General features: G+C 70.4%; 19 protein-coding genes. 9 read left to right on the top strand and 10 right to left on the bottom strand.

Going from position 1 to position 24,192, the window contains the following annotated elements; genetic code table 11:
* Positions 1–63 precede the first annotated feature (63 nt).
* Positions 64–2,328 carry an ATP-binding protein gene (locus tag FF100_RS10105; RefSeq protein ID WP_171070110.1) on the top strand — a complete coding sequence of 755 codons (2,265 nt, stop codon included), beginning with the start codon at positions 64–66 and terminating at the stop codon, positions 2,326–2,328.
* Here FF100_RS10105 and FF100_RS10110 read toward each other — a convergent pair.
* Positions 2,286–3,023 (bottom strand): response regulator transcription factor, encoded by a 738-nt coding sequence (locus tag FF100_RS10110; RefSeq protein ID WP_171070111.1) that lies wholly within the window; start codon positions 3,021–3,023, stop codon positions 2,286–2,288. The genes FF100_RS10105 and FF100_RS10110 overlap by 43 nt on opposite strands.
* A 164-nt stretch (positions 3,024–3,187) precedes the next feature.
* Here FF100_RS10110 and FF100_RS10115 point away from each other — a divergent pair, with 164 nt between their 5' ends.
* From FF100_RS10115 to FF100_RS10135, 5 genes are all read left to right on the top strand, one after another.
* On the top strand, positions 3,188–4,240 hold the full coding sequence (locus tag FF100_RS10115) for an ABC transporter substrate-binding protein (RefSeq protein WP_139035572.1): 1,053 nt from the start codon (positions 3,188–3,190) through the stop codon (positions 4,238–4,240).
* On the top strand, positions 4,237–5,124 hold the full coding sequence (locus FF100_RS10120; protein ID WP_246102000.1) for an ABC transporter permease: 888 nt from the start codon (positions 4,237–4,239) through the stop codon (positions 5,122–5,124). Before FF100_RS10115 ends, FF100_RS10120 begins: the two co-directional genes overlap by 4 nt.
* Positions 5,125–5,126: 2 nt before the next feature.
* Entirely contained in the window at positions 5,127–5,951 is an 825-nt protein-coding gene (locus FF100_RS10125; protein WP_139035574.1) for an ABC transporter permease, read from the top strand.
* 10 nt (positions 5,952–5,961) lie between these two features.
* The gene (locus FF100_RS10130) at positions 5,962–7,023 is read left to right on the top strand and encodes an ABC transporter ATP-binding protein (RefSeq protein WP_139035575.1); all 1,062 of its coding nucleotides are present in this window, start codon (positions 5,962–5,964) and stop codon (positions 7,021–7,023) included.
* Between the two features lie 757 nt (positions 7,024–7,780).
* Positions 7,781–11,167, top strand: coding sequence for a molybdopterin-dependent oxidoreductase (locus tag FF100_RS10135; RefSeq protein WP_139035576.1), 3,387 nt, complete (start codon positions 7,781–7,783; stop codon positions 11,165–11,167).
* A gap of 128 nt (positions 11,168–11,295) precedes the next feature.
* On the opposite strand, the gene FF100_RS10140 is transcribed toward FF100_RS10135, so the two are convergent.
* The 7 genes from FF100_RS10140 to FF100_RS10170 form a co-directional block, all read right to left on the bottom strand.
* The gene (locus tag FF100_RS10140) at positions 11,296–11,508 is read right to left on the bottom strand and encodes a hypothetical protein (RefSeq protein ID WP_139035577.1); all 213 of its coding nucleotides are present in this window, start codon (positions 11,506–11,508) and stop codon (positions 11,296–11,298) included.
* 250 nt (positions 11,509–11,758) lie between these two features.
* The gene (locus FF100_RS10145) at positions 11,759–12,514 is read right to left on the bottom strand and encodes an amino acid ABC transporter ATP-binding protein (protein WP_139035578.1); all 756 of its coding nucleotides are present in this window, start codon (positions 12,512–12,514) and stop codon (positions 11,759–11,761) included.
* Positions 12,515–12,570: 56 nt separating this feature from the next.
* The gene (locus tag FF100_RS10150; RefSeq protein ID WP_139035579.1) at positions 12,571–13,230 is read right to left on the bottom strand and encodes an amino acid ABC transporter permease; all 660 of its coding nucleotides are present in this window, start codon (positions 13,228–13,230) and stop codon (positions 12,571–12,573) included.
* Positions 13,231–13,251: 21 nt separating this feature from the next.
* A complete protein-coding gene (locus FF100_RS10155; RefSeq protein ID WP_139035580.1) occupies positions 13,252–13,953 on the bottom strand; it encodes an aspartate/glutamate racemase family protein in 702 nt (233 codons plus the stop codon).
* A gap of 104 nt (positions 13,954–14,057) precedes the next feature.
* Positions 14,058–14,906: a transporter substrate-binding domain-containing protein gene (locus tag FF100_RS10160; RefSeq protein WP_139035581.1), complete on the bottom strand. Its 849-nt coding sequence runs from the start codon at positions 14,904–14,906 to the stop codon at positions 14,058–14,060.
* Between the two features lie 42 nt (positions 14,907–14,948).
* Complete coding sequence (locus tag FF100_RS10165) at positions 14,949–15,128, bottom strand: hypothetical protein (RefSeq protein WP_139035582.1); 180 nt, start codon at positions 15,126–15,128, stop codon at positions 14,949–14,951.
* A 200-nt stretch (positions 15,129–15,328) separates the two neighbouring features.
* Positions 15,329–16,264, bottom strand: a complete 936-nt coding sequence (locus FF100_RS10170; RefSeq protein ID WP_139035583.1) for a LysR family transcriptional regulator — start codon at positions 16,262–16,264, stop codon at positions 15,329–15,331.
* A gap of 143 nt (positions 16,265–16,407) precedes the next feature.
* On the opposite strand from FF100_RS10170, the gene amaB reads away from it, so the two are divergent.
* The 3 genes from amaB (at position 16,408) to hglS (ending at position 20,891) form a co-directional block, all read left to right on the top strand.
* Positions 16,408–17,964 carry an L-piperidine-6-carboxylate dehydrogenase gene (gene amaB, locus FF100_RS10175; protein WP_139035584.1) on the top strand — a complete coding sequence of 519 codons (1,557 nt, stop codon included), beginning with the start codon at positions 16,408–16,410 and terminating at the stop codon, positions 17,962–17,964.
* Positions 17,961–19,190, top strand: a complete 1,230-nt coding sequence (locus FF100_RS10180) for a pyridoxal phosphate-dependent aminotransferase (RefSeq protein WP_139035585.1) — start codon at positions 17,961–17,963, stop codon at positions 19,188–19,190. Before amaB ends, FF100_RS10180 begins: the two co-directional genes overlap by 4 nt.
* A gap of 309 nt (positions 19,191–19,499) precedes the next feature.
* A complete protein-coding gene (gene hglS / locus FF100_RS10185; protein WP_139035656.1) occupies positions 19,500–20,891 on the top strand; it encodes a 2-oxoadipate dioxygenase/decarboxylase HglS in 1,392 nt (463 codons plus the stop codon).
* A gap of 566 nt (positions 20,892–21,457) precedes the next feature.
* Here hglS and pyk read toward each other — a convergent pair.
* Positions 21,458–22,870 carry a pyruvate kinase gene (gene pyk / locus FF100_RS10190; protein ID WP_139035586.1) on the bottom strand — a complete coding sequence of 471 codons (1,413 nt, stop codon included), beginning with the start codon at positions 22,868–22,870 and terminating at the stop codon, positions 21,458–21,460.
* Between the two features lie 52 nt (positions 22,871–22,922).
* Positions 22,923–24,182 (bottom strand): glycerate kinase type-2 family protein, encoded by a 1,260-nt coding sequence (locus tag FF100_RS10195; protein WP_139035587.1) that lies wholly within the window; start codon positions 24,180–24,182, stop codon positions 22,923–22,925.
* Positions 24,183–24,192: the final 10 nt, after the last annotated feature.

Here is a 24,192-nt window from a genome sequence, read left to right on the forward strand (position 1 = left end):
AACTTGCGACTGCAACGCGAGAGGGACACAGGACGTGCAAATAAATTGCCTTGGGGAACTAAAATGCCGATAAATTATCCGATATTTTGGAATTTCGATGTCGCAACGCGAGAAATATCATGGGCATCGACCGAGTCGCGGATGACGTCGCCGGCTCCCACAGACATACTGCGCCCATCGTTATCAGAACCTTTTGTCGAAATAGAAGCGGGACTCGTTGTTCCGCTCAGCGATTTGGCAACCCAGGCATCTCAGCAGGGCGCGTTCGTCTCCGGACGAATTGCATCGTGGACCGACGGTTCAGAGTGGATGGACTGCGAGATCTATGGGTATGCCATCGATGGCGAACATGTCTCAGGCGCCATCTTCCGTCATCCGCAGGCAAGGCGTGAACGATCCGCGGATCTGACACAAGTCCTCATCGAAGGAATCGAAGCCCTTCCCGAGGCGTTCGTGCTTTACGACCAGGAAGACCGGCTTGTCATCTGCAACGAGCAATATCGCAGGTTGTATCCGGGCGTCGCCGACATGATGCGGCCCGGAACGTATTTCCCGGAACTGGTTCGCGAAAGCCTGGCCAGGGGCGTGTTTCAGATCGAAGAAAGACAGCAGGTTTGGGAAGAGCGACGACTGTCCTTCCATCGGACCGGCATCGGCTTCTTCGAGCAGCATCTCGCCGACGGGCGCTGGATCCAGGTCAGCGAGCGGCGCACGGCCTCCGGAGGCACCACCAGCATCCGGGCCGACATCACGGTGCTCAAGGAGCGCGAGCGGGAGTTGCGGGCGGCCCGCGCCGCGGCAGAGGCCGAGACCGCGTCGCGGACCGCCTTCATCGCGAAGGTCGGCCACGAGCTGCGCAATCCGCTCAACGTCGTGTTCGGCATCGCGCAACTGCTCGCCGGGCAGGCCTTGCCGAAGCCGCATGCCGCGATGATCGGCAGCCTCGTCGGCGCGGCGCGGGTCATGCGGGATGTGCTCGACGACATCCTGGACATCGCGACCGTCGAGGCCGGGGCCGTCACCATCCGCCGGGAGACCACGGCCTGCCGGCCGTTCCTGCAGGAGATGGTCGAGATCGCCCGGACGACGGTGGCCCAGAGCGGGCTGACCCTGCGCGCGCGCATCGCCGGCAACCTCCCTGATGACTTCGTCACCGATCCGCGGCGCCTGCGGCAGATCCTCCTCAATCTCCTGAGCAACGCCGTCAAGTACACCGAGCGGGGAAGCATCGCGATCAGCGCCTCGGTTCGCGCCACCTCGCAGGCGGACGCCGTCCTCCGTATCGCCGTGACCGATTCGGGGTCCGGCATCCCGGCGGAGATCCGGGACCGGCTGTTCGCGCCCTATGCGCGGCAGCGCGAGCACGTGGCCTCCGGCATCGAGGGCTTCGGCCTCGGCCTCTCGATCAGCGCGGAATTGGCCCGGGCGATCGGCGCGCGCCTCGGCGTCGAGCCGGGCCCCCGGGGCGGGACGCGGGCCTGGGTCGAGGTCCCGCTGCGGCACGATCAGGGCGCTCCGCACCCGCGCGGCACCGACCGGATGACCGCCGCGAAGGCCCCGGTCCTCGACGTCCTGGTCGTCGATGACGAGCCCACGAACCTGCTCGTCGCGGAAGCCCTGCTGCGGCGCCTGGGGCACCGGGTGACGACCGCCCTCGGCGGTGCGGCGTGTCTGCGCGCGCTGTCGGAGAAGCGTTTCGACGTCGCGCTCCTCGACATCGCCATGGGCGAGATGTCGGGCCTCGACGTCGCGCGCTGGATCGCGGCCCGGGACGGGACGGGCATCGCCCTCGTCGCCATGACCGGCAACGTCATGCCGGCGGACGTCAAGTCCTACCTGGCCGCCGGCTTCGCCGGCTTCGTCGAGAAGCCGGTGGATCTCAAGGAGCTGAGCGAGGTTCTCGCCACCCTGATGGTCGATCGCGGCGGCGGGCGCATCCTCCGGCCGGAGGAGCGGGTCCGGTTTCCCCGCGCGGAGGCGGTCAGCGCCTTCGACCGGACCTCCCTCGACCGGATGGTGGCCGATATCGGCCACGCGAGCGTGGCGGCGATCGTCGCGGCGGGCATCGCCACGTTCCGGCAGACCGCCGACGCCCTGGCCTCCGGCGCGGATGGGGATCTCGCGGGTCTCTTCCACAAGGTCCGGGCGATCGCGGGGCTGTTCGGCCTCGACGACCTCGCCGCCGGGACGGCGCAGCGCGACGAGGCGGGCTCGCTGCCCCCGACCCCGCGCCAGCGCAAGGCCCTGCGCGGCAGCCTGTCCCGGGCGATCGCCCAGATGGAGCGCTATGCCCTCGACCTCGAGGTCACGACACGCCCGCCGGGCTGAGCCGGGGATTTCACGGAGACGAGCTTGTAGCCGGAGCCGTGCACGGTCCTCAGGAGCGCAGCGTCCAGACCGAGCTGCGTCAGCTTGCGGCGCAGCCGCGAGATCCGGATGTCGACCGCCCGTTCGGATTCGGGCGCCTCGCCGCCGGCGCAGGCATCGATCATCTGGGCCCGGGTCAGCACGCAATCCGGGTTGCGCGCCATGAGCTTCAGCAGGGAGAATTCGTTCGCGCTGAGGTCCAGGCACGCCCCGGACGGGGCGATCAGCCGATGGCCCGCCACGTCGAGCTCGCCGCCTGCGCAGGCGAGCCGCATGCCGCCCGCCCTTCCGTACCGCGCCCGGTGACGCAGAATGTTGTTGAGGCGCAGCACCAGCTCGCGCGGCTCGAACGGCTTCGTCACGAAGTCGTCCGCCCCGATCTCGAGCGCCGCGAGCTTGTCCTCGTGCCCGTGACGGCCGGTGGCGACGATGATCGGGATCGCCGAGCGGGCGCGCAGCATCCGCGTGAGGGCGATCCCGTCCTCGTCGGGCAGGTTGAGGTCGAGGATGATCGCATCGAAGCCCCCTCGCTCCAGGCTGCGCAATCCCGCCTGGGCCGAGCCGGCCCGCTCGGTCGCGTAGCCCGCAGTGCCGAGATAGGCGGCGAGCAGGAGGGCGAAGGCATCCTCGTCCTCGATCAGCAGAACCTTCGCCATCCTGGTCCCCCGTCCCCGCCTTCGCCCCGGCGGGAGCCGGAGAGTGAAACATCCATGAAACAACTGCAACACAACGATGAAGCGAACGCCGCTTAACGTAGGGTCCCGTAGCCGGACCGAGGCCAGCGCCTGCCCGGACCCGCCGACCGCGTGGAGACCAAGCCTTGACAGATCGCAATGCATCGCTCGCGCGACGTGGCTTCCTCGCGGGGGCGTCAGCCCTCGGGCTCGCCTCCCTCCTGCCCGCGAGCGCCCGGGCGCAGGGCGGCGACCTCGTCGTCTCGAACTGGGGCGGCGACTGGAACGACCGCATCGTCAAAGGCTTCGAGGCTCCGGCCTTCGCCGGGTCTCCCCTGCGCATCGTCCACGACCTCGCGCCGGTGCCCGAGCGCAAGACGAAGCTCCTGGCCGAGCGGCGCCTGCCCCGCGGCAGCATCGACGTGACCTGGCTCAGCGACGCCGATGCCTACGAGATGAACGCCCAGGGCGTGCTCGATACCCTCGACATGGCGCGCATCCCCAACGCCGCGCACATCGTCGAGAAGTTCCGTCTGCCGTATCTCGTGCCCTGCATCTATGGCGGGGTCGTCATCCTCTACAATCCGGCCAAGATTCCCGAACCCCCGACCAGCTTCGCCGACCTCTGGAACCCGAAATACGCCGGTCGGGTCGGCGTGATGGACCAGCTGCACTTCAACTACATCTACGCCGCCGCGCTCTCGCACGGCGGGACGATGAGCGACGTCGGCAAGGCGTTCCCGGCCCTGCTCGATCTCAAGAAGGCGGTGAAGCCGCGCCTGTACCCGTCGCATCAGGCGCTCGCGGCGGCGTTCCAGTCGGAGGAGATCTGGATCTCCGCCAATTACAGCGCCCGCGCCGTGCAGTGGCAGAAGGAGGGGCTGCCGGTCCGCTGGTCCTACCCCAAGGAAGGGGCGGTCTTCATCTCGTTCGGCGCCGGCATCCCGAAGCGGGCGCGCAACGTCGAGGGCGCCTACGCCTACCTCAACGCCATGCTCGAACCCAAGCCGATGGGGGCGATCTCGCTCGCGACCTCCTACTCGGTCGTGACCGACGACGCCGAGATGGCGCCGCAGGACCGCCGCCTTCTCGAGTTCACACCCGAGCAGGTCGCGGCGCTCAACTTCGTCGACTACGCCTACGCGGCCAAGAACGACCCGAAATGGGTCGAGTGGTGGAACAAGGAGTTCAAGGCGTGAGCCGGGTCTCCGCCGCTCCCGCGCAGCCCCCTGCGGGCGGGCGGACGCGGGCCGGCTGGCTCCTCCTGCCGAGCCTCGCCCTGGTCCTCGTCGGGCTCCTCCTGCCGCTGGTGCTCCTCGCCCGCTACAGCGTCGCCCAGTTCGAGCCTGCCGAGACCGCGATCAGCGGTCTCACCCTGGAGAACTACGCGCGCTTCTTCGGTGACCCGTTCTACCTCTGGATCCTCGCCCGCACCCTGACGGTGGCGCTGAGCTGCACCGCGATCTGCCTGCTGCTCGGGCTCCCGGCGGCCTACGTCATCAGCCGGGTCACGCGGCCCGGCCTCAAGACGGTCCTGATCCTGGCGACCGTGATCCCGCTCCTGATGGGCAACGCGGTGCGCGCGGCCGGCTGGATGATGCTGCTGGCCGACCGCGGCCTCGTGAACTCGGTTCTGGTCTTCGGCGGCATCCTGAGCGACCCGGTGCGGATCCTCTACACCGGAACGGCGGTGGTGATCGGCCTCATCGCGGTGCTGCTGCCGTTCATGATCATCTCGCTCCAGAGCGTCTTCGACGGCATCGGCGAGGTCTACGAGGAGGCGGCGCTCAGCATGGGCGCCAATCCCTGGGTGACGTTCTTCCGGGTGACCGTGCCGCTGGCGATGCCGGGCATCTTCTCCGGCTGCCTGCTCTGCTTCGTGCTCGCCGTCAACGCCTACGCCACCCCGGTCCTGATCGGCGGGCCTTCGTTCCAGATGATGGGACCGAAAGTCTACGAGCAGGCGATCAAGGTCTACAACTGGCCGTTCGCGGCGAGCCTGGCCTTCATCCTCATGGGCGTCACCCTGGTGCTGACCCTGCTGTCCAGCCTGACGCTGCAGAAGCGCTACGGAGCGTTGTGACCATGCGCCCCGCCTTCCTGTCCCCGCAGCGCTCGTTCAAGCCGGCGATGACCGCAGGCTGCGCCGCGGCCTTCGCCATGGTGCTCGCCCCCCTGGTGGCGATCATCTGGGTGAGCTTCTTCGACAACAAGATCATCAGCTTCCCGCCGAAGGGCTACACCCTGGCCTGGTATGCCGCGGCCTGGGACATGCCGCGGTTCCGCGACGGGTTCGTGACCAGCCTGGAGCTCGGCGCCGTCGCCACCCTGGTGAGCCTCCTCGTCGGGGTGCCGGCCTCGCTGGTGCTGGCCCGGGGCCGGTTCAGGGGCCGCGAGGTCGTCCAGTCGCTGCTCATGGCGCCGCTGATCGTGCCCGGCATCGTGGCGGGCGCGGCCTTCTACATGCTGCTGATCGAGTTCGAGGTCCTCACCGGCATCCAGATCGCCACGACCTTCACGGGCCTCGCCATCGCCCACAGCCTGATCGCGCTGCCCTGGACGATCCGGCTGGTCACCGCCTCGCTGCTCGGCGTCGACTCTCAGCTCGCGGAGGCGGCGCTGACGATGGGGGCCCGCCCCCTCACGGTGTTCCGGCGCGTCACCTGGCCGGTGATCCGGCCGGGGGTGGTGGCGGGGGCCCTGTTCTCGTTCGTGATCTCGTTCGTCGATCTCGAGAAGTCGCTGTTCCTGGTCGGTCCCGGCACCACCACGCTGCCGATCGTGATCGTGAACTACCTGGAATGGAGCGTCGATCCGACCATCGCCGCGGTCGCGACCGTGCAGATCCTCCTGATCGCAGCCGGCCTCGTCGTCACCAACCGCTATTTCAGGCTCACCCGCGCCTTCTGAGGGACCGTCGATGTCGCAGATCACCCTCTCCCACGTCAGCAAGCGCTACGGCGCGCTGACCTCCGTCGACGACGTGTCCCTGGAGATCCGGCAGGGCGAGTTCGCGGCCTTCCTGGGTCCGTCGGGCTGCGGCAAGACCACGACCTTGCGCATGATCGCGGGGCTGACCCTCGCGAGCGAGGGCACGATCCGGTTCGGCAGCCGCGACGTCACCCACCTGCCGCCGTTCCTGCGCAATGCCGGCCTCGTCTTCCAGGGCTACGCCTTGTTCCCGCACATGAGCGTCGCGCAGAACGTCGCGTTCGGGCTCGAGATGCGCAAGGTCGAGCGCGCGCAGGCGCAGGCCCGGGTGATGCAGGCCCTCGCCCTGGTCAAGCTCGACCACCTCGCCGACCGGCTGCCGCGCCAGCTCTCCGGCGGCCAGCAGCAGCGGGTCGCGCTGGCGCGGGCGATCGTCTACGAGCCGGAGGTGCTGCTCCTCGACGAGCCGCTCTCGGCGCTCGACGCCAAGCTGCGCAACGAGGTCCGGAACGACCTCCGGCGTCTCCAGTCGACGCTCGGCCTCACGACCATCTTCGTCACGCACGACCAGGACGAGGCGCTCAGTGTCGCCGACCGCATCGTGGTGATGTCCGCCGGCAAGGTCGAGCAGATCGGGACGCCGCGCGAGATCTACCAGCGGCCTGCCACGCGCTTCGTCGCGGAGTTCATCGGGTCGACCAACCTGTTCCCGGGCCGGATCGAGGCGGGGGGGCGTTTCGTGACCGCCGGCGGCGAGAGCTTCGCCATGCCGCGCGAGGGCCGGCGCGACGGCGCCTCGACCTTCGCCGTCCGGCCCGAGCAGATCCGCCTGACGAAGGGGGCGACGGGGGAGGGGGACGGCTTCGGCGTGCCGGCGACGGTGAGCGGCATCGTCTATCGCGGGGCCCTCACCGAGATCGTCGTCCAGACCGCCTCCGGCGCACCCCTCGTGGCCCACCTGCAGAATGACGGCCGCGACGGCGAGGTCCGGCTCGAGCCCGGCGACGTCGTGGTCGCCTCCTGGCCGGCGGGCGCCGCGATGCTGTTCTGACCCCCCGGGATCGGAGAGGACCCGCCCGCCGCAGGCGATCGGGGCACCGTCCCCCCTCCACCTCGGCAGGGATGTCCGGGGAGGATGCCGGTACGGGTTTCCTCCTCAAGCCGCAGGCTACCGCCTGTCCGTATGTGTTCACGCTGGGTTTTGACCGCGACTCAGCCTTCTGCGCTCCTGCGGGGCGAGGGGTGAAAGCCAGTCAGCTCCAGCCGCCAGGACGGGGCCAGCTGCCGAGACCGATGCGCATCACATGGGTCAAGGCCGCAGCCCCGCGGGCGCGGAGAGGGCTTCATCCCCCTCGTCGGGGATGAAGCCGGCGCAGGCGAGAGCCGGAGCGAGGGGGAGGCGCAGCAGGCTCCTCCGGAGATACGACCTCGACCGTGCCTGACGGGCTTCCCGATCACCCGACAGGGGGGAGGGGGCTTGTTCCGATTCCAAAGGCCTCGCCCCGCCCACGGGGAGGAGGGGGAACCTGCGCCGGTCCCGTCGGACGAGGGTCCACCGGCAACTCTCCGGTGGGCTGGAAGGGGGATCCCGCGGTTGAACGGACGGCGATTCGCTCCGGGCGGACGCGCACTCCGCAGGGCGGGGCTCGACACGGTCGTCGGCCCTTTGCGCCCGCGAGACGAGCGCGGAGCGCACGAGGCGTGAGCGATCCGGGCCGCGGGCCCACCGAAGACAGCGATGCGCGCATGCGGAAGCCGGCCTTGCGGGCACAGCCCCGATCGGCGCGCCCAGGAGGAGAACGCGGATCATGACGGAACGGCATCCCGGCTACTGCACGCTGTGCCGCTCGCGCTGCGGCTCGGTCACGCTGGTCGAGAACGGCCGCATGGTCGGCGTCGAGCCGCGCCCCGGCCACCCGACCGGCGGCGCCCTCTGCGCCAAGGGCCGCGCCGCGCCGGAACTCGTCCACAGCCCCCGGCGGCTGACCCGTCCCTTGCGCCGCGTCGGCCCGAAGGACGGGGACGCGCCGCGATGGCGCGAGATCGGCTGGGACGAGGCCCTCGACGAGATCGCCGGCCGGCTGCTGGAGATCCGGGCGGAATCCGGCGCCGAGGCGGTCGCCTTCGCGCTGACGACGTTCAGCGGCACGCCGATCGTCGACAGCTACGACTGGGTCGAGCGGTTCGTCCGCGGCTTCGGCAGCCCGAACCTGATCTACGCCGTCGAGGTCTGCGGCTGGCACAAGGACTACGCCCACGCCCTGACCTTCGGCCGCGGCCTCGGCGTGCCCGAATACGACAAGGCCGACCTGATCGTCCTGTGGGGCCACAACCCGGCCCGAACCTGGCTGGCGCAGGCGAGCCGCATCGCCGAGGCCCGCCGCCGCGGCGCCAGGGTCGTGGTCATCGATCCGAAGCCCGACGGCTCGGGCCAGCAGGCCGACCTGTGGCTCGGCCTGCGGCCCGGCTCCGACGCCGCCCTGGCCATGGGGGCGATCCACCATCTGATCACGGCGAAGCGCTACGACGACGCCTTCGTGCGCGGCTGGACCGACGCCCCGATCCTGGTGGACGAGGCGACCGGGGCTCCGCTCCGGGAGAGCGATCTCGTCCCCGGCGGCGATCCGGACAGCTACCTCGTCCAGCACGCCGACGGCACTCTCCGGCCCTACGACACGCGGCGGCCCCTCGCCGACCCGGCGAGCCTGCGCCTCGACGCCCGCACGGCCCTGGCCCGACCGGACGGAAGCGCCGTCGCCGCCGCCACCGTCTTCGCCCTTCTGGCGGAGCGGGCACGGCCTTATTCCGTCGAGCGGGTCGCGGCCCTGACCTGGCTCGACCCCGCGGCGATCGCGGCCTTCTACCGGATGCTCGAAGGCGGGCCGCGGCTCGCCTACTACACCTGGACGGGGGTCGGGCAGCACACCAACGCGACGATGACCGAGCGGGCGATCGCCTGCCTCGCGGCCCTCGTCGGCTCCTGCGACGACGAGGGCGGCAACATCTGGACGGTGCCGCCGCCCGCGAACGCGATCAACGACCTGTCGCTGCTGCCGGAGGGCCAGAAGGAGAAGGCCCTGGGCCTGGCCGAGCTGCCCCTCGGCCCCCCGGCGCGGGGCTGGATCACCATGCGCGACTTCGCCCGGGCGGTGCAGGAGCGCGAGCCCTACCCGGTTCGGGCGCTGATGAGCTTCGGCACCAACCTCGCGGTGTCGCAGATCGACACGCCGCGCAACCTCGCCGCCCTGCGCGCCCTCGAGTTCCACGTCCATGCCGACATGTTCATGAACCCGACCGCGGAATGCGCCGACATCGTCCTGCCGGTGAGCATGCCGTGGGAGCGGGACGCGCTGCGGATCGGGTTCGAGATCACCCAGGCGGCGGCCGAGACGATCGAGTTCCGGCGCCGGATGCTGCCCCCGCACGGGGAGTGCCGGGCCGACTACGACATCGTGACGGCGCTCGCGACCCGGATGGGAATGGGCGACATGTTCTTCGGCGGCGACGTCGAGGCGGGCTGGAACCACCAGCTCGCGCCGCTCGGCATCACGGTCGACGACTTGCGGGCGCGTCCCCACGGGCTGCGCGTTCCGCAAGCCTTCGCGTACCGGAAATACGCCGCCCCGGCGGTGGACGGCACGGTGGCGGGGTTCGCGACGCCGAGCCGGCGGGTCGAGCTCCGCTCCGAGAGCCTGCGCGCCCACGGCCACGACCCGCTGCCCGACTTCGTCGAGCCGGCGGACGGGCCGGCGATGCCCGGCAGCCTGCCGCTGGTGCTCACCACCGCCAAGAGCGGCTGGTACGTCCACACCTCCCACCGGCACGTCGCCTCGCTGCGCCGCAAGGCCCCCGATCCGGTGGTCGAGATCAGCCCGGCCCTCGCCGCCGCCCGGGGCCTCACCCCCGGGGACTGGGCCCGGATCCGCACGGCGACCGGGACGGTGCGGCTGCGGGTGCGCCTGAACCCGGCGCTCGACGCCCGCGCGGTGATCGCCGAGTTCGGCTGGTGGGAGGCCTGCGAGCCCCTCGGGCGCGACGGCGCGCCGGCCACCGGTCCCGGGACGTCGAACATCAACGCCGTCCTGTCCGATGCCCGGCGCGACCCGGTCTCGGGGTCGGTGCCGCTGCGGGCGGTGACCTGTGACATCGAGCCGGAGGAGGGTGGGCCGAGCCGGACCTGGGCGGGCACCCGGCCGTTCCGCGTCACCGCGATCCGGCCTGAGGGGGCCGACACCGTGGCGCTGTCCCTGGCGGCGGCGGACGGCGCCGCCCTCCCGGACTTCCTGCCCGGCCAGCACGTCGTCCTGCGCCTGCCTGGGCACGAGGCGGCCCGGGCCTACTCGCTCACCGGGACCGCCCGGGATCCGCGCGACTTGTCCATCGCCGTGCGCTGGGACGCAGGCCTGCCGCGCGGGAGCGCCGCATCGCTGTCGCGACGGATCCAGGAGCTGCGCCCCGGCGACGCCGTGCTGCTGGAGGCGCCCTCGGGCCTCTTCACCATCCCGGTCCGCAGCACCCGCCCGATCCTCCTCCTGGCGAACGGGATCGGGATCACGCCGTTCGCCGGCTACCTCGAGAGCGTGGCGGCGGCCCAGCCCCGGCCATCGCACCCGATCCACCTGCTGCATGGCTGCCGCAGCGGCCGGGAGCACCCCCTGGCCGGGCGGCTCGACGCCCTCGCCCTCGCGCTACCGACGCTCACCCGCCTCACCGCCTATTCGCGGCCGAGCGAGGAGGACCGGCGCGCCGGGCGCTTCCAGCAGGAAGGACGGCTCGACCTCGCCGCCATCGCCGAGCTGATCCCGCACCGGCCCCTGGCCTATCTCTGCGGCTCGCCGGCCTTTACCGCCGCGATGACGGCGGCGCTCGTCGGCCTCGGCGTGCCGCGCTTCGACATTTTCGCCGAGTCGTTCTCCGCCGCGACGACGATCCCGGAGGACCTGGCGCCCCGCACCGTCACGGTGGCCGGGGCCGCACGCTCCTTCGTCTGGACGCCGGCCGCCGGATCCCTCCTCGATGCCGCGCTGGCGGCCGGGATCGCGCTGCCGAGCGGATGCCGGGTCGGGCAATGCGAGAGCTGCGTCGTCCGGGTGGTCGAGGGCCGCTGCGCCCATCTCGTGCCGTTCGAGGACGAGGCGGACCAGTGTCTCACCTGCCAGGCGGTGCCCGTCACCGACCTCGTCCTGGCACCCTGACGCCCGTCCCGGTGAGGAGCCTCGCCGCCGACATGCCCGTCAGCGTCGGCGACCGCCTGCGGTCGCCGCGCCGATGCCCGCCATCACGAAGCGCAGGAGCCACGGAGCCAGGCGCGACCAGCGCATCGTCAGGGGCCGGTCGGACCGAGACGATCGCCCGGTCCCTTGCGCCCGAGGCCCGGCATCGGCACCGGCACGACGGGAGCGGGGCTGAGGCCACACGCCGTCGCCTGCGGCCCGCCGGGCTCGACGCGGACGACCTGAACTCCATCCCGGACAGGCTCGTGGGCGGTGGGCACGCCGACGATGCCCGCGCCGATGACGGCCGCGTGACGGGGCATGGAAGCGCTCGGAACGTGTGCGGCCGAGCCGGATTCCCCGAGATCTCCCGTGGCCGCGGTTCGCGCGCCAGACCGTCGGGACGGCGGCGATGCGTCGAGCGGGCACCGGGACTCCGCGGGCGACGACGGGGGTGGCGTACGGTTTCCGATTGATCGCCTCGTGATGCGGAACCCGGCCTCGCTCGGGCGCCGGACGCCCGTGCGGGCCTGCCTTCGCCGTCGAACGGATCCGTTCGAAGGCGCGGCGGTATCAGACCGCCGCTTTGTGGAAATGGCTGAGGAAGGCCTTCGTGGCCGCCTGCTGCGGATCCTCGATCACCTGCCGTGCCGGCCCTTCCTCGACGACGAAGCCGTCGCGCATGAACACGCACGTATCGGCGACGTCGCGCGCGAACGCGATTTCGTGCGTCACCAGGACCATCGTCATGCCCTCCGACGCCAGTTGCCGGACGACCTGCAGGACTTCCCCGACGAGTTCGGGATCGAGCGCCGAGGTCGCCTCGTCGAACAGCATGACCTCCGGCTTCATGGCCAGCGCCCGGGCGATGGCGACCCGCTGCTTCTGGCCGCCGGACAGCCGGTCCGGGTAGGCGTCGGCCTTCTCCCTCAGGCCGACCTTGTCCAGGAGCTGGAGCGCCAGGTCCCGTGTCTCCTCCTTGCCCCGGCCGAGCACCGTGACCGGCCCCTCCATGACGTTCCGGACGACGGACATGTGGGGGAACAGGTTGAAGTTCTGGAAGACCATGCCGACCTTCGACCGGAAGGCGGCGAGATCCCTGTCCTTCGGCATCTTGTGAGCCTTGTCGAAGCGCATCTCATGCGTCCCGATCCGGATCGTTCCTTCGCTCGGGATGGTGAGGAGGTTGAGACAGCGCAGAAGGGTCGACTTGCCGGATCCGCTCGGGCCGATCAGCGACACGACCCCGCCTCGGGGGACTCTCATGGAGATGTCCTTGAGCACGGACAAATCTCCGAACGATTTCTTGACGTGCTCGACCTCGATCATCGCGATCTCCGAAGCGTCTCGTGCGGCGGGTGTTCCATGGTGTCTTGCCCCGGCACTCACCGCGCGAGCCTCCTCTCGAGGCCATGGGCCAAGGTCGTCAGAGGGAACAGGATGATGAAATAGATGACCGCAATCATCGTGTAGACTTCGAGGGGCTTGTACGTCGCCGAGGTGATCAGCTGTCCCTGATAGAGAAGATCGGGGACGGCGAGCACGGACAGGAGCGAGGTGTTTTTCAGCTGCAGGACGACCTGGTTGACGAGGGGCGGGATCATCCGCTTGAGCGCCTGCGGCAGGACGATGCGCTTGAGCAGCGCGCCCTGACGCATGCCCAGGGCTCGTGCGGCATCCCACTGGCCGATATCAATGGATGCGATGCCGCCGCGGATGATCTCCGCAAAGAACGACGCGCCGTAGAGCGTCAGGGCGATGAACGCCGCGGTCGCCGGCTTGAGCTCGACGCCGATCAGGATCGGAAGCGCGTAGTAGATCCAGACCAGCTGCACGAGCACGGGCGTGCACCGGAAGATCTCGATGAAGGCCATGAGCGGGATGGTGACCGCCTTCGCATTCGCCAGGCGCGCGATGGCGATCAGCCCGCCGACGGCCAGACCGGAAATCGCCGTGAGGATGGTGAAACCGATCGTATACAAGGCGCCGATGGCAATCAGACTCTTGTATTGATATAAAAACGAAAAATCCCACTCGTAAGCCATCATCTCCTCCGGCCCGCTGCGCTAGTATCTCGTTTGCAAAAGGCCCGTGTAAAACCAGCGGCCCAAGGTAATGATATCGAAGACGGGAATGTCGAACCGATCGGCGACGGCCTTCGAGAATGGCGGAAGGTTGGTGCATTCCATCAGGATGGCACCGATATCCCCCCGCGCCGTCAGGCGGCCGGCAGCCTCCAGGACGTCGCGCGCCAGGGCCTCCGCATCGTAAGCCGCGCCCCGTTCGATCAGGCCGCGCAAGGCCCCGCTCTCCGGCAGGCCCACGACCGGCGTGGACGGATCGGCCCCCACCTCGACGAAATGCGCCGGCGTGAGCGCCTCGGCGTCGTAGGTCACGACGCCGGTCCGCTTGCCGTCCGGAAGGCAGCGGTCGATCAGGGGAAGCTGCATCAGGCTTGACGTGGCCAGGGGCAGCGGCATCCGGGCAGCCAGGGAGCGCTGTCGCGCCGCCAGGAAGCCGCACGACGTGATGATGCCGACGGCTCCGCGAGCCCGCAAGGCTTGTCCAGCCTGGACGAAAGCGTCGCCCAAGTCGGAATCCTGCCCCCCGACGACCCGCCGCGCGGTGGCGCCGCGCACGATCTCGAACAGGACCGGGAAAGGCCAGCTCGACGCATGCCCGACGTCACCGGGCGGTCGCTCGAACGTGGTGTCGAGCATGATGATGCCCAACGGTGAGGCCAAGGGTCGGGCGGGGTCGGGGGGCATGCGTCGTGTCCTCGGGTCGAGCCCCGCGGGCCCGGCCCGGACGGAGGGTCCCGGACCGCGGCGATGATCGGCTGACCGCGGCCGCTCTCGCCGCGGCGTTTTCGTCAGAAGGTAATCTCGGCCGGGATCTCGTCGGATTTGACTCCCACCAGCTCCAGGCTGGACGTGATCCAGCCCTTCATCGAGCCGAGCCCACGGTTGTATTCGAGCCAGTTGTCGACGAAGGTCCGGAACCGCGGATCAGACTCGGCCCGCACGCCGGCACAGGTCGGCTGCGCGCTCGACGGCGTCGGGACGATGATCTTGCCCACCTTCGGGTTCTTCTTCACCGTCACCAGCGACAGCATCGCGACCTGGATGACGCAATCGGCCCGGTTGGACTGGACGGACAGCATGGCGTCGTCCGGGGTCTTCAGCGCCAGCAGCGTGGCGTTCGGGATCGTGCGCCGGGCGAAGAGGTCGTGGGTCGACCCGATGTCGACGGCGACGCGGATATCGGGCTTGTTGAGGTCGGCCCAGGTCTTCGGCTCGAAGCCCGGCTTGGCGATGATGGTGAAGGTGTTCAGCATGATCGGCCGCGTGAACTCGACCGTGAGCGCGCGCGAGGGGGTCGGCGACAGGCCGAACATGATGTCGATCTTGTTGGCCTGGAGATCGAGCACCGAATTGCCCCAGGTGGTCTCGGCGATCTCGACCTCGGCGTCCATCACCTTGGCGAGGTCTTGCGCCATGCTGATGCAGAACCCGGACCACTCGCCGGACGCGATGTCCTTCTTGTAGTACGGCTCGGTGCCGACGATGCCGGCGATCCGCAGCTTCTTGGTGCGCCGGATGCGCTGGAAGGTGTTCTCGGCCGCAGGACCCGTCTGAGCCTGGGCGCTGCCGACCGGGGAAAGGGCCGCGGCGAGCGTGCCGGCGCCGAGAAGCGATGCGATGTCCCTGCGTGATACCATGACGGTGGCCCTCTCCTGATAGCTTGGCGGTTCCTTAGTACCTCAGACCGCGTGGCGGGAGTCCTGTTTGTAGACGGCCTTCGCGACTTCGGATCCGCGCGACGCGGTCGTGAGGCGCCATCCGGCCTTGGTCGACAGGATTTCCGCGCATGGGGCATCCTCCTGGCGGGCAAAGCGCTTCCGCGGAAGCTTGCCCCAGAGGAAGAGCTCGACGATCGCCACGCCGCCGGCCGCCGTGGCGAGCCGGATCTCGGGTCGGCGGCCCGACGCCCATGAGGCAGGCCGGCGCCGTCTCGCATCTGATGTCGAGCGACGCCTAGGCCGGCCGTGACCGGGCCGGACGCCGCGACCAGGCTCGGCGAACGCCACGGGACGCTCGACGACATCATGCGGCGCGAGGTCGAGGTCAGGCCCGATGGGCGCTACGATCCGGTTCGCTGAGCCGCACGCCGGGCGGCGGCGGAGGCCGCAGCCTGCTCCACCAGCCAGTCGACCAGCGCCCCCACGGTGGGATCGCGGCGACGTCCGAGCGGGATTGCGACGTAGTAGGCCCCGGAGGTCGGGATCGGCGGGGCGTCGAAGGTGACGAGGCTGCCATCGCAGAGCTCCTGCTCGACCAGGAACGACGGCAGCAGCGCGACCCCGAGCCCCGCTCTCGCCGCCTCGCTCGTCATCGCGAACTGGTCGAAGAGCGGCCCGCGGAACGGATAGGGGTGCGTGAGGCCCGCCGCGGCGAGCCAGTCGCGCCAGAGGCCGGGCCGGCTCGCCTGCTGGAGCAGGGTCGCACGCACGATGTCGGCCGGGCCGGACAGCGCGTGGCGCCGGATATAGTCGGGAGTCGCCACGGCCACGACCGCCTCGTCGCAGAGATAGACGCATTCGGCCTGGGCCCAGTTGGGCTCCCCGAAATGGATGGCCGCGTCGACCGAACGCGCCACGAGGTCGAACGGCTCCGGCGCCGTGACGACGTTCACGGTGATCTCCGGATGCCGCGACAGGAACGCGGGCAGCCGCGGGATCAGCCACCGCACCGCGAAGGTCGGCAGGACGCCGAGCTTGAGTGTCGCGGCGCTGCCGGCCGAGGCCATCACCGCATGGGTGGCCGTCGCGTAGTCCCCGAGGATCTTGGTCGCCGACGGCAGGAAGGCGCGTCCCGCGACCGTCATGACGACCTTGCCCTTGACGCGCTCGAACAGCACGACGCCGAGCGTGTCCTCCAGCTGTCGGATCTGCTTGCTGATCGCGCTCTGGGTGAGCGAGAGCTCGTCGGCGGCCCGGGTGAAGCTGCCGTGGCGCCCGGCCGCCTCGAACGCGGTCAGCTCCTGGATCGACGGCATCATGGTGCGGGGGATCGCCATGGCCGATCATTCCATGGCGGAATGCCCTCGTGAAGAACCCTCCTTTGCGCAACGGCCGGCGGCGCCCGATGGTCCGCGCACGCCGTCCCCCGAGCGGGACCCGCTCGGCGAGGTCGAGCATGCCCGAGGTTGCCAGGACACCGATGACTTTCCGATCCCTCCCGAACGACGTCGCCGGATTGCTCGCCACGTTCGGCGTGTCGACGGCCGATCATTCCGCCGGGCAGCGCGTCGTGCGCTCGCCCGTGACCGGCGAGACCATCGCGCAGGTCCGCGAGATCGCCCCGTCCGACGCGACGGCCGCGATCGGCCGGGCCCACGAGGCGTTCCTGGCCTGGCGGCAGGTCCCGGCGCCGCGGCGCGGCGAGTTCGTGCGCCTTCTCGGCGAGGAGCTGCGGGCGAACAAGGAGACGCTCGGCCGTCTCGTCACCATCGAGGCCGGCAAGATCCTCTCGGAGGGCCTCGGCGAGGTCCAGGAGATGATCGACATCTGCGACTTCGCGGTCGGCTTGTCCCGTCAGCTCTACGGGCTGACCATGGGCTCCGAGCGCGCCGACCACCGCCTGATGGAGCAATGGCATCCGGTCGGGGTCGTGGGCGTGATCTCGGCGTTCAACTTCCCCGTCGCGGTCTGGTCGTGGAACGCGGCCCTCGCCTTCGTGTGCGGCGATTCGGTGGTCTGGAAGCCGTCGGAGAAGACGCCGCTCACCGCGCTCGCCGTCCAGGCCCTGACCGAGCGGGTGATCGCGCGCTTCCCCGAGGCGCCGGAAGGCCTGTCGGTCCTGCTGCTCGGCGGCCGCGAGGTCGGCGAGGCGCTGGTGGACGATCCGCGCGTCCCGGTCGTCTCGGCCACCGGCTCGACCGCGATGGGGCGGATCGTCGGCCAGCGTCTCGCGGCCCGGTTCGGCCGGGCGATCCTGGAGCTCGGCGGCAACAACGCCTCCATCGTGGCGCCGTCCGCCGATCTCGACCTGGCGCTCCGCGCCATCGCGTTCGGCGCCATGGGCACGGCCGGCCAGCGCTGCACCACGCTTCGCCGTCTCATCGTCCACGAGAGCGTGTACGACCGGCTCGTGTCCCGCCTGAAGCGGGTCTACGCCTCGGTCTCGATCGGCAACCCCCTCGACGGCGACGCGCTGGTCGGGCCGCTCATCGACGAGGCGGCCTTCACCGCCATGGACGAGGCGCTCGGCCAGGCGCGCGCCGCCGGCGGCACGGTGCATGGCGGCGAGCGCCTGACGGCCGGGGTGCCGGCGGGCGGCGTCTACGTGCGGCCCGCCCTCGTCGAGATGCCGGCGCAGGTCGGGCCGGTGGTGCACGAGACCTTCGCGCCGATCCTCTACGTCCTGAAATACTCCACGCTGGACGAGGCGATCGCGCTGCAGAACGGCGTGCCGCAGGGGCTGTCGTCCTCGATCTTCTCGACCGACATGCGCGAGACCGACCGCTTCACCTCGGCCCGCGGCTCCGATTGCGGCATCGCCAACGTCAACATGGGTTCGTCCGGTGCCGAGATCGGCGGCGCCTTCGGGGGCGAGAAGGAGACCGGCGGCGGCCGCGAATCCGGCTCCGACGCCTGGAAGGCCTACATGCGGCGCCAGACCAACGCCATCAACTACGGCCACGCGATGCCGCTGGCCCAGGGCGTGCGCTTCGACATCGCCGACGATGGCGACGATACGGGCTCGGCCGACGCATGAACGCGCCGGTCCAGACTGCGCCGGCCTTCCGGTCAGCCGCCCGCCTCGCCGCGATCGAGGTGTCCGAAATCCTCCAGATCACCTTCGAAGCGTCGGCCCGCAAGCGCGCGGGCCGGCCGGTGATCGTCCTCGGGGCCGGCGAGCCCGACTTCGACACGCCGGAGCCCGTGAAGGAGGCCGCCGCCCGCGCCATGCGGGAGGGGCGGACCAAGTACACGGTGCTGGACGGCTCGCCCGAGCTGAAGGCCGCCGTGCGAGAGAAGTTCCGGCGCGACAACGGCCTCGACTACACGCTCGACGAGATCACCTGCGGCTCGGGCGCCAAGCAGGTCCTCTCCAACGCCTTCATGGCGACGCTCGACCCCGGCGACGAGGTCGTGATCCCGGCGCCGTTCTGGACGAGCTACGCCGACATCGTGTCCATCTGCGGCGGCGTGCCGGTCGTCGTTCCCTGCCTGGAGGCGGACGGCTTCCGCTTGACCCCCGCCGCCCTCGACCGGGCCATCACGCCGCGCACGCGCTGGCTGTTGCTCAATTCCCCGTCGAACCCGACCGGGTCGGCCTACGCAGCGGAGGATCTCGCGGCGCTCGCCGACGTGCTCGACCGGCACCCGCAGGTCTGGCTCATGTCGGACGACATCTACGAGCACATCCTCTACGATGGCCGCCGTTTCGCGACGCCCGCCGCCGTCGCGCCGCGCCTCAAGGCGCGCACGCTCACGGTCAACGGCGTGTCGAAGGCCTATGCCATGACCGGCTGGCGGATCGGCTATGGCGGCGGCCCCCGGGCCCTGATCAAGGCGATGGCGGTGGTGCAGAGCCAGTCGACCTCCTGCCCGAGCGCGATCAGTCAGGCGGCGGCGGTCGAGGCGCTGACCGGCGACCAGCGCGTCGTGGCCGAGCGGTGCCGCGCCTTCCAGGATCGGCGCGACCTCGTGGTGGGCGCGCTCAACGCGATGCCGGGCGTCTCGTGCCGCAATCCCGAGGGGGCGTTCTATACCTTCGCGCGCTGTGCCGGCCTCCTGGGCAGGACCGCGCCCGGCGGGGCGACGATCGCGGATGACCGGGCGCTGTGCCGCTACCTGCTCGACTCCGTCGACGTGGCCGTCGTCCCGGGCTCGTGCTTCGGCCTGCCGGGCTATGTCCGGATCTCCTACGCGACGTCCGAGGCAGAGCTGCGCGAGGCCTGTGGGCGCATCGCCGCGGCCTGCGCGGTCCTCTCGTGACCGGGGGGACGATGAAGACCACCTGGGTCAAGCCGACATCCGGGCGGTCTCGGCGGCCATGGGTGGGGGCGGCAAGGTCTTCGGGCTCTGCAAGGGCAGCCGCCGCCCGGTCGTGCTCCGGGCCGTGGGCGAAATCCTCGACGGCCGGCTGACGCCCGAGGACCTCGACGCCACCGGCGCATGGCCCGGGGTCGTTCCGTCGGTCGCCGATCGCGCGGTTGCAAACCAGAACAGTCACAAGCTTGCACGACGTCGAATGCCGCAGGTGTCCTGCGGCATTCGGGGCATTCATCGACGTGGAGATCCGGAATGAACAGCGTCAAGACGATCGTCTCAGCCGATGCCGTGCGGACGACGTTCTCCCGTGCGATGTCGGACATGTATCGGGCCGAGGTGCCGCAATACGGCACCTTGATGGAGCTGGTGCGTGAGGTGAACTCCGAGACGCGCCGGGCCGACTCCGTCCTCGACGGTCGCCTCGTCGCCAACGACGAGATCGAGCGGCTCGACCTGGAGCGGCACGGCGCCATCCGCGTCGGCACGCCCGCCGAACTCGCCACGATGCGCCGGTTGTTCGCCGTGATGGGCATGGTGCCGGTCGCGTATTACGATCTCTCCGTCGCCGGCGTCCCGGTCCATTCGACGGCCTTCCGGCCGGTCGGAACCGAGGCGCTCCGCCGGAACCCGTTCCGCGTCTTCACGTCTCTCCTGCGCCTCGACCTCATCGCCGACGCGGCGCTTCGCGAGGAGGCGGCCGGTATTCTCGCGCGCCGCTCGATCTTCACGCCGCGCTGCCTCGACCTGATCGCGGTCGCCGAGCGCGACGGCGGGCTGGATGACCGAGAGGCCGACACCTTCGTTCGCGAGGCGCTGGAGACGTTCCGCTGGCACGGCGATGCGACCGTGACGGCCGAGGTCTATGCGCGCTTGCGCAAGGCCCATCCCCTCGTCGCCGACATCGTCTGCTTCAAGGGTCCGCATATCAATCACCTCACTCCTCGCACGCTCGACATCGATGCCGTGCAGGTCGGCATGCCGGTCAAGGGCATCACGCCGAAGGCCGTCATCGAGGGACCGCCGCGCCGACGGGTGCCGATCCTGCTCCGCCAGACGAGCTTCCGGGCATTGCAGGAGCCCGTCGCCTTCCCGTCGTCCGCAGGAACGTCCGAGGACGGCACTCACACGGCCCGCTTCGGCGAAATCGAGCAGCGTGGCGTCGCGCTCACGCCCAGGGGTCGCGCGTTGTACGACCGGCTCCTCGCTGAGGCCCGCGACCGCGTGCAGGTCAGCTCGGACGGGTCGAACGCCGAGGCCTACATGGCCGCGCTCGTCGAGGCGTTCCGGGCCTTCCCCGACGACGAAGACGCGCTGCGGACCGAGAGGCTCGCCTATTTCCGCTTCTCGCCGACCGGTCGCGCCGGCGCTCCGCCCGATGCCGACATCGACGCGCTGGTTCTGTCCGGCGCCGTCAAGGCGGAGCCCATCACCTACGAGGACTTTCTCCCGGTGAGTGCGGCCGGGATTTTTTCGTCCAATCTCGGCGACGAGGGTCAGGAGAACCATGCGGAACGCGCCGCCAGGGCGGCGTTCGAGCGGGATCTCGGGGCAAGCGTCTTCGACGAGGACGCACTGTATGCCGCGGCCGAGCGGGACTCGATCGAGGCAACCCGCGCGGCCCTGCTCCACCATGTGGTCGCTTAGACATCGTGTCCGCGTCGCGGCACTTGGCTCCACCATTCGTGAGCTTGCATGATGGTGGACGACAAGAACACCGTCGCAGATCGACGCCGTCCCGTAATGCCTTGAAGCGGTGACATTTGCCGAAAAACGCCGATGGGACGAGGCTCCGGGCCCTGTCGCATCCGTCGTTCACAGCCTCTGCCAAGGTATCGCTGTTGCTGTGGTCTGCGGTTGGCCGCCAGGTGTCCGGACGCGCGTGATCGATTATCGGTTGAGCAGCATCTCCACGATGGAGAAGGGCTCGGCACGGCGCGACGTCGCGGTGAGTCCGTGCCTCTCCCCGATCCGCGCCGGTCTGCGGGACCGATGAGCCGCCTCGTTCCGGTCGACGGGAAGGCGCCTGGATTGCAAGGAACCGGCATAGCCTACGGGTCGAGGAGGCGTGCGGCGGCCCGTTCGGGCTTGCCTTGCGCCGTCGAACGGATCCGTTCGACGGCGCGGCGGTATCACCTCATCCTGTCCGTGCGGGGGACCGCGCTATCGGCCTGGACGGCCCGATCGACCCCAGCCCCCCACCGGATCGACAGTCAGATCTGCACCAGCCTGATGTTGTTCGTGTTTCCGGTCGTGTGGAAGGGAATGCCCGCCGCGATCACGATATGATCGTTGGAATGTGCGAACTCCTCGGCTTGCGCGTGCTGCGCGGCCTTGGCGACCATCTCCTCGTAAGAGTTGACATCCTCCGTCTGCACACTGTGCGCCCCCCACAGCAGGCACAGCCGCCGCGCGGTCGCGAGGTTCGGTGTCAGCGCCAGGATCGGCGACGCGGGGCGTTTCCGCGCAACTCGCGCCGCAGTCGTGCCGCTCTCCGTGTAGGTCACGATCGCCTTGGCGTGCAGCGCTTCGGCCAGCGTCGCGGTCGCGGTCGCCACCGCGTGGGGCGGCGTCTCCTCCTCGCCCGGGTCGGAGGCCGCCACGATCGAGTGGTAGAGCTTGTGCCCCTCCACCGAGCGGATGATCCGATCCATCATCGACACCGCCTCGACCGGATATTTGCCGGTCGCCGACTCGGCCGAGAGCATCACCGCGTCGGCGCCGTCGTAGATCGCGGTCGCCACGTCGGACGCCTCCGCCCGGGTCGGGGCCGGCGCGCCGACCATCGAGTCGAGCATTTGCGTCGCCACGATCACCGGCTTCACCGCCAGCCGGCAGGCGCGGATGAGCTCCTTCTGGCGGCCGGGCACATCCTCGTGCGGGATCTCGACGCCAAGGTCGCCGCGGGCGACCATCACCGCATCTGACAGGCGGATGATGTCGCCGATCCGCTCCAGCGCCTGCGGCTTCTCGATCTTCGCCAGCAACCCGGCCCGGTCCCCGACCAGGGCACGGGCCTCGACCATGTCGGAAGGTTTCTGCACGAAGGACAGGGCCACCCAGTCGACGCCGAGTTCGAGGCCGAAGGCGAGATCCGCGCGGTCCTTCTGGGTCAGCGGCGAGAGATCGAGCAGGGTGCCGGGCAGGTTGACGCCCTTCCGGTTGGAGATGACGCCACCGGTCACCACCTCGGCGGTGATGGCGGCGGCCTCCAGGCCGGTGACCCGCACCCGCACGCGGCCGTCGTCGATCAGCAGGTCCTGCCCCGGCACGACGGCGGCGAAGATCTCCGGGTGATGCAGCGGGATGGCCTGCTTGTCGCCGTCCCGCCCTTCCAGCACGAAGCGCACGCTCTCGCCAGCCTCGAGATCGAGCCGGCCGTCCTTGACGGTGCCGATGCGGATCTTAGGGCCCTGCAGGTCCTGGAGGATGCCGATCGGGCGGCCGACCTCCGCCTCGAGCGCCCGGATGGCGGCATGGACGGTCGCATGGTCGGCGTGGGTGCCGTGGCTGAAGTTGAGGCGGAAGGTGTCGACGCCGGCCAGGAACAGGGCCTTCAGCCGATCGGGGGCCGAACTCGCGGGGCCCACGGTGGCGACGATCTTGGCGTGGCGGTGACGGCGCATGACGCATCCGGCCGCGAGGAACGGCCGCCTTCTGGTTGCGTGGCGAGGAGGGTCAGGCGATCAGGATCGCCCGGAAGTCGTTGACGTTGGTGAGCGTCGGGCCGGTGACGACGCCGTCGCCCAGAGCTTCGAAGAAGCCGTGCCCATCGTTGCGGTCGAGGCTCGCCGCGAGCGACAGGCCGAGCGCGGCGGCGCGGGCCGGGGTGTCGGGCCCCAGCACGGCGCCCGCGATCTCCTCGAGGCCGTCGACGCCGTCGGTATCCCCGGCGATGGCATGGATGCCGGGATGGCCGTCGAGCGCGGCCCCGAGCGCCAGCAGGAACTCGACGTTGCGGCCGCCGCGTCCGTCGCCGCGCACGGTCACGGTGGTCTCGCCGCCGGAGAGCAGCAGGCAGGGCTTCGGGATCGGCAGACCGTGAGCGGCGACGCTCCGGGCGATCCCGGCCATGACCTTGCCGACCTCGCGCGCCTCACCCTCGATCGCGTCGCCGAGGATGACGGGGGTGATGCCCTCGCGCCGGGCGAGCTCCGCTGCGGCCTCGAGCGCCATCAGCGGGGTCGCGACCATCCTCAGGTCGGAGGCGCCGAGCCGCGGATCGCCGGGCTTGACCGACTCACCCCGACCGGTCGCAAGGTGGAGGCGCACCGCCTCCGGGACCTCGATCCGGTGGCGTTCGAGGATCGCCAGCGCGTCGGCGCAGGTGGTGGGATCCGCCACGGTCGGGCCGGAGGCGATGTCGAGGGGGTCGTCGCCGGGCGTGTCGGAGATCAGCAGCGTCACCACCCGGGCCGGGTGGCAGGCAGCGGCGAGCCGCCCGCCCTTGATCGCCGACAGGTGGCGACGCACGCAGTTCATCTCGCCGATCGCCGCACCGGATTTCAGCAGGGCGCGGTTGACCGCCTGCTTGTCGGCCAGCGTCAGCCCCGGCGCCGGCAGGGACAGCAGGGCCGAACCGCCGCCGGAGATCAGGCAGAGCACGAGGTCGTCGGGCGTGAGCCCGGCGACGAGGTCGAGGATGCGCCGGGAGGCAATTTCGCCGGCGGCATCCGGGACCGGGTGGGACGCCTCGACCACCTCGATCCGGGTGGTCGGGGCGCCGTGCCCGTAGCGGGTGACGACGAGCCCGGAGAGCTCTCCCGGCCAGGCCGTCTCGACGGCGCGGGCCATCGACGCTGCGGCTTTCCCCGCCCCGACGACGATCGTGCGGCCGCGGGGCGGCTCCGGCAGGGCCTTCGCCAGGCTGACGGCGGGATCGGCCGCCGCCACGGCCGCCGCGAACAGCCGCCGCAGGAGATCTCCGGGCTCGGTCACGGCGTCCCCC

It is taken from the genome of Methylobacterium terricola, assembly GCF_006151805.1.
GTDB classification, from domain to species: domain Bacteria; phylum Pseudomonadota; class Alphaproteobacteria; order Rhizobiales; family Beijerinckiaceae; genus Methylobacterium; species Methylobacterium terricola.

Bases quoted from the DNA above. Each gene is read 5' to 3' on its own strand.
- FF100_RS10105 (WP_171070110.1), top strand. From the start codon at position 64: ATGCCGATAAATTATCCGATATTTTGGAATTTCGATGTCGCAACGCGA.
- FF100_RS10110 (WP_171070111.1), bottom strand. From the start codon at position 3,023: ATGGCGAAGGTTCTGCTGATCGAGGACGAGGATGCCTTCGCCCTCCTG.
- FF100_RS10125 (WP_139035574.1), top strand. From the start codon at position 5,127: ATGCGCCCCGCCTTCCTGTCCCCGCAGCGCTCGTTCAAGCCGGCGATG.
- FF100_RS10130 (WP_139035575.1), top strand. From the start codon at position 5,962: ATGTCGCAGATCACCCTCTCCCACGTCAGCAAGCGCTACGGCGCGCTG.
- FF100_RS10135 (WP_139035576.1), top strand. From the start codon at position 7,781: ATGACGGAACGGCATCCCGGCTACTGCACGCTGTGCCGCTCGCGCTGC.
- FF100_RS10140 (WP_139035577.1), bottom strand. From the start codon at position 11,508: ATGCCCCGTCACGCGGCCGTCATCGGCGCGGGCATCGTCGGCGTGCCC.
- FF100_RS10145 (WP_139035578.1), bottom strand. From the start codon at position 12,514: ATGATCGAGGTCGAGCACGTCAAGAAATCGTTCGGAGATTTGTCCGTG.
- FF100_RS10150 (WP_139035579.1), bottom strand. From the start codon at position 13,230: ATGGCTTACGAGTGGGATTTTTCGTTTTTATATCAATACAAGAGTCTG.
- FF100_RS10155 (WP_139035580.1), bottom strand. From the start codon at position 13,953: ATGCCCCCCGACCCCGCCCGACCCTTGGCCTCACCGTTGGGCATCATC.
- FF100_RS10160 (WP_139035581.1), bottom strand. From the start codon at position 14,906: ATGGTATCACGCAGGGACATCGCATCGCTTCTCGGCGCCGGCACGCTC.
- FF100_RS10170 (WP_139035583.1), bottom strand. From the start codon at position 16,264: ATGGCGATCCCCCGCACCATGATGCCGTCGATCCAGGAGCTGACCGCG.
- amaB (WP_139035584.1), top strand. From the start codon at position 16,408: ATGACTTTCCGATCCCTCCCGAACGACGTCGCCGGATTGCTCGCCACG.
- FF100_RS10180 (WP_139035585.1), top strand. From the start codon at position 17,961: ATGAACGCGCCGGTCCAGACTGCGCCGGCCTTCCGGTCAGCCGCCCGC.
- hglS (WP_139035656.1), top strand. From the start codon at position 19,500: ATGAACAGCGTCAAGACGATCGTCTCAGCCGATGCCGTGCGGACGACG.
- pyk (WP_139035586.1), bottom strand. From the start codon at position 22,870: ATGCGCCGTCACCGCCACGCCAAGATCGTCGCCACCGTGGGCCCCGCG.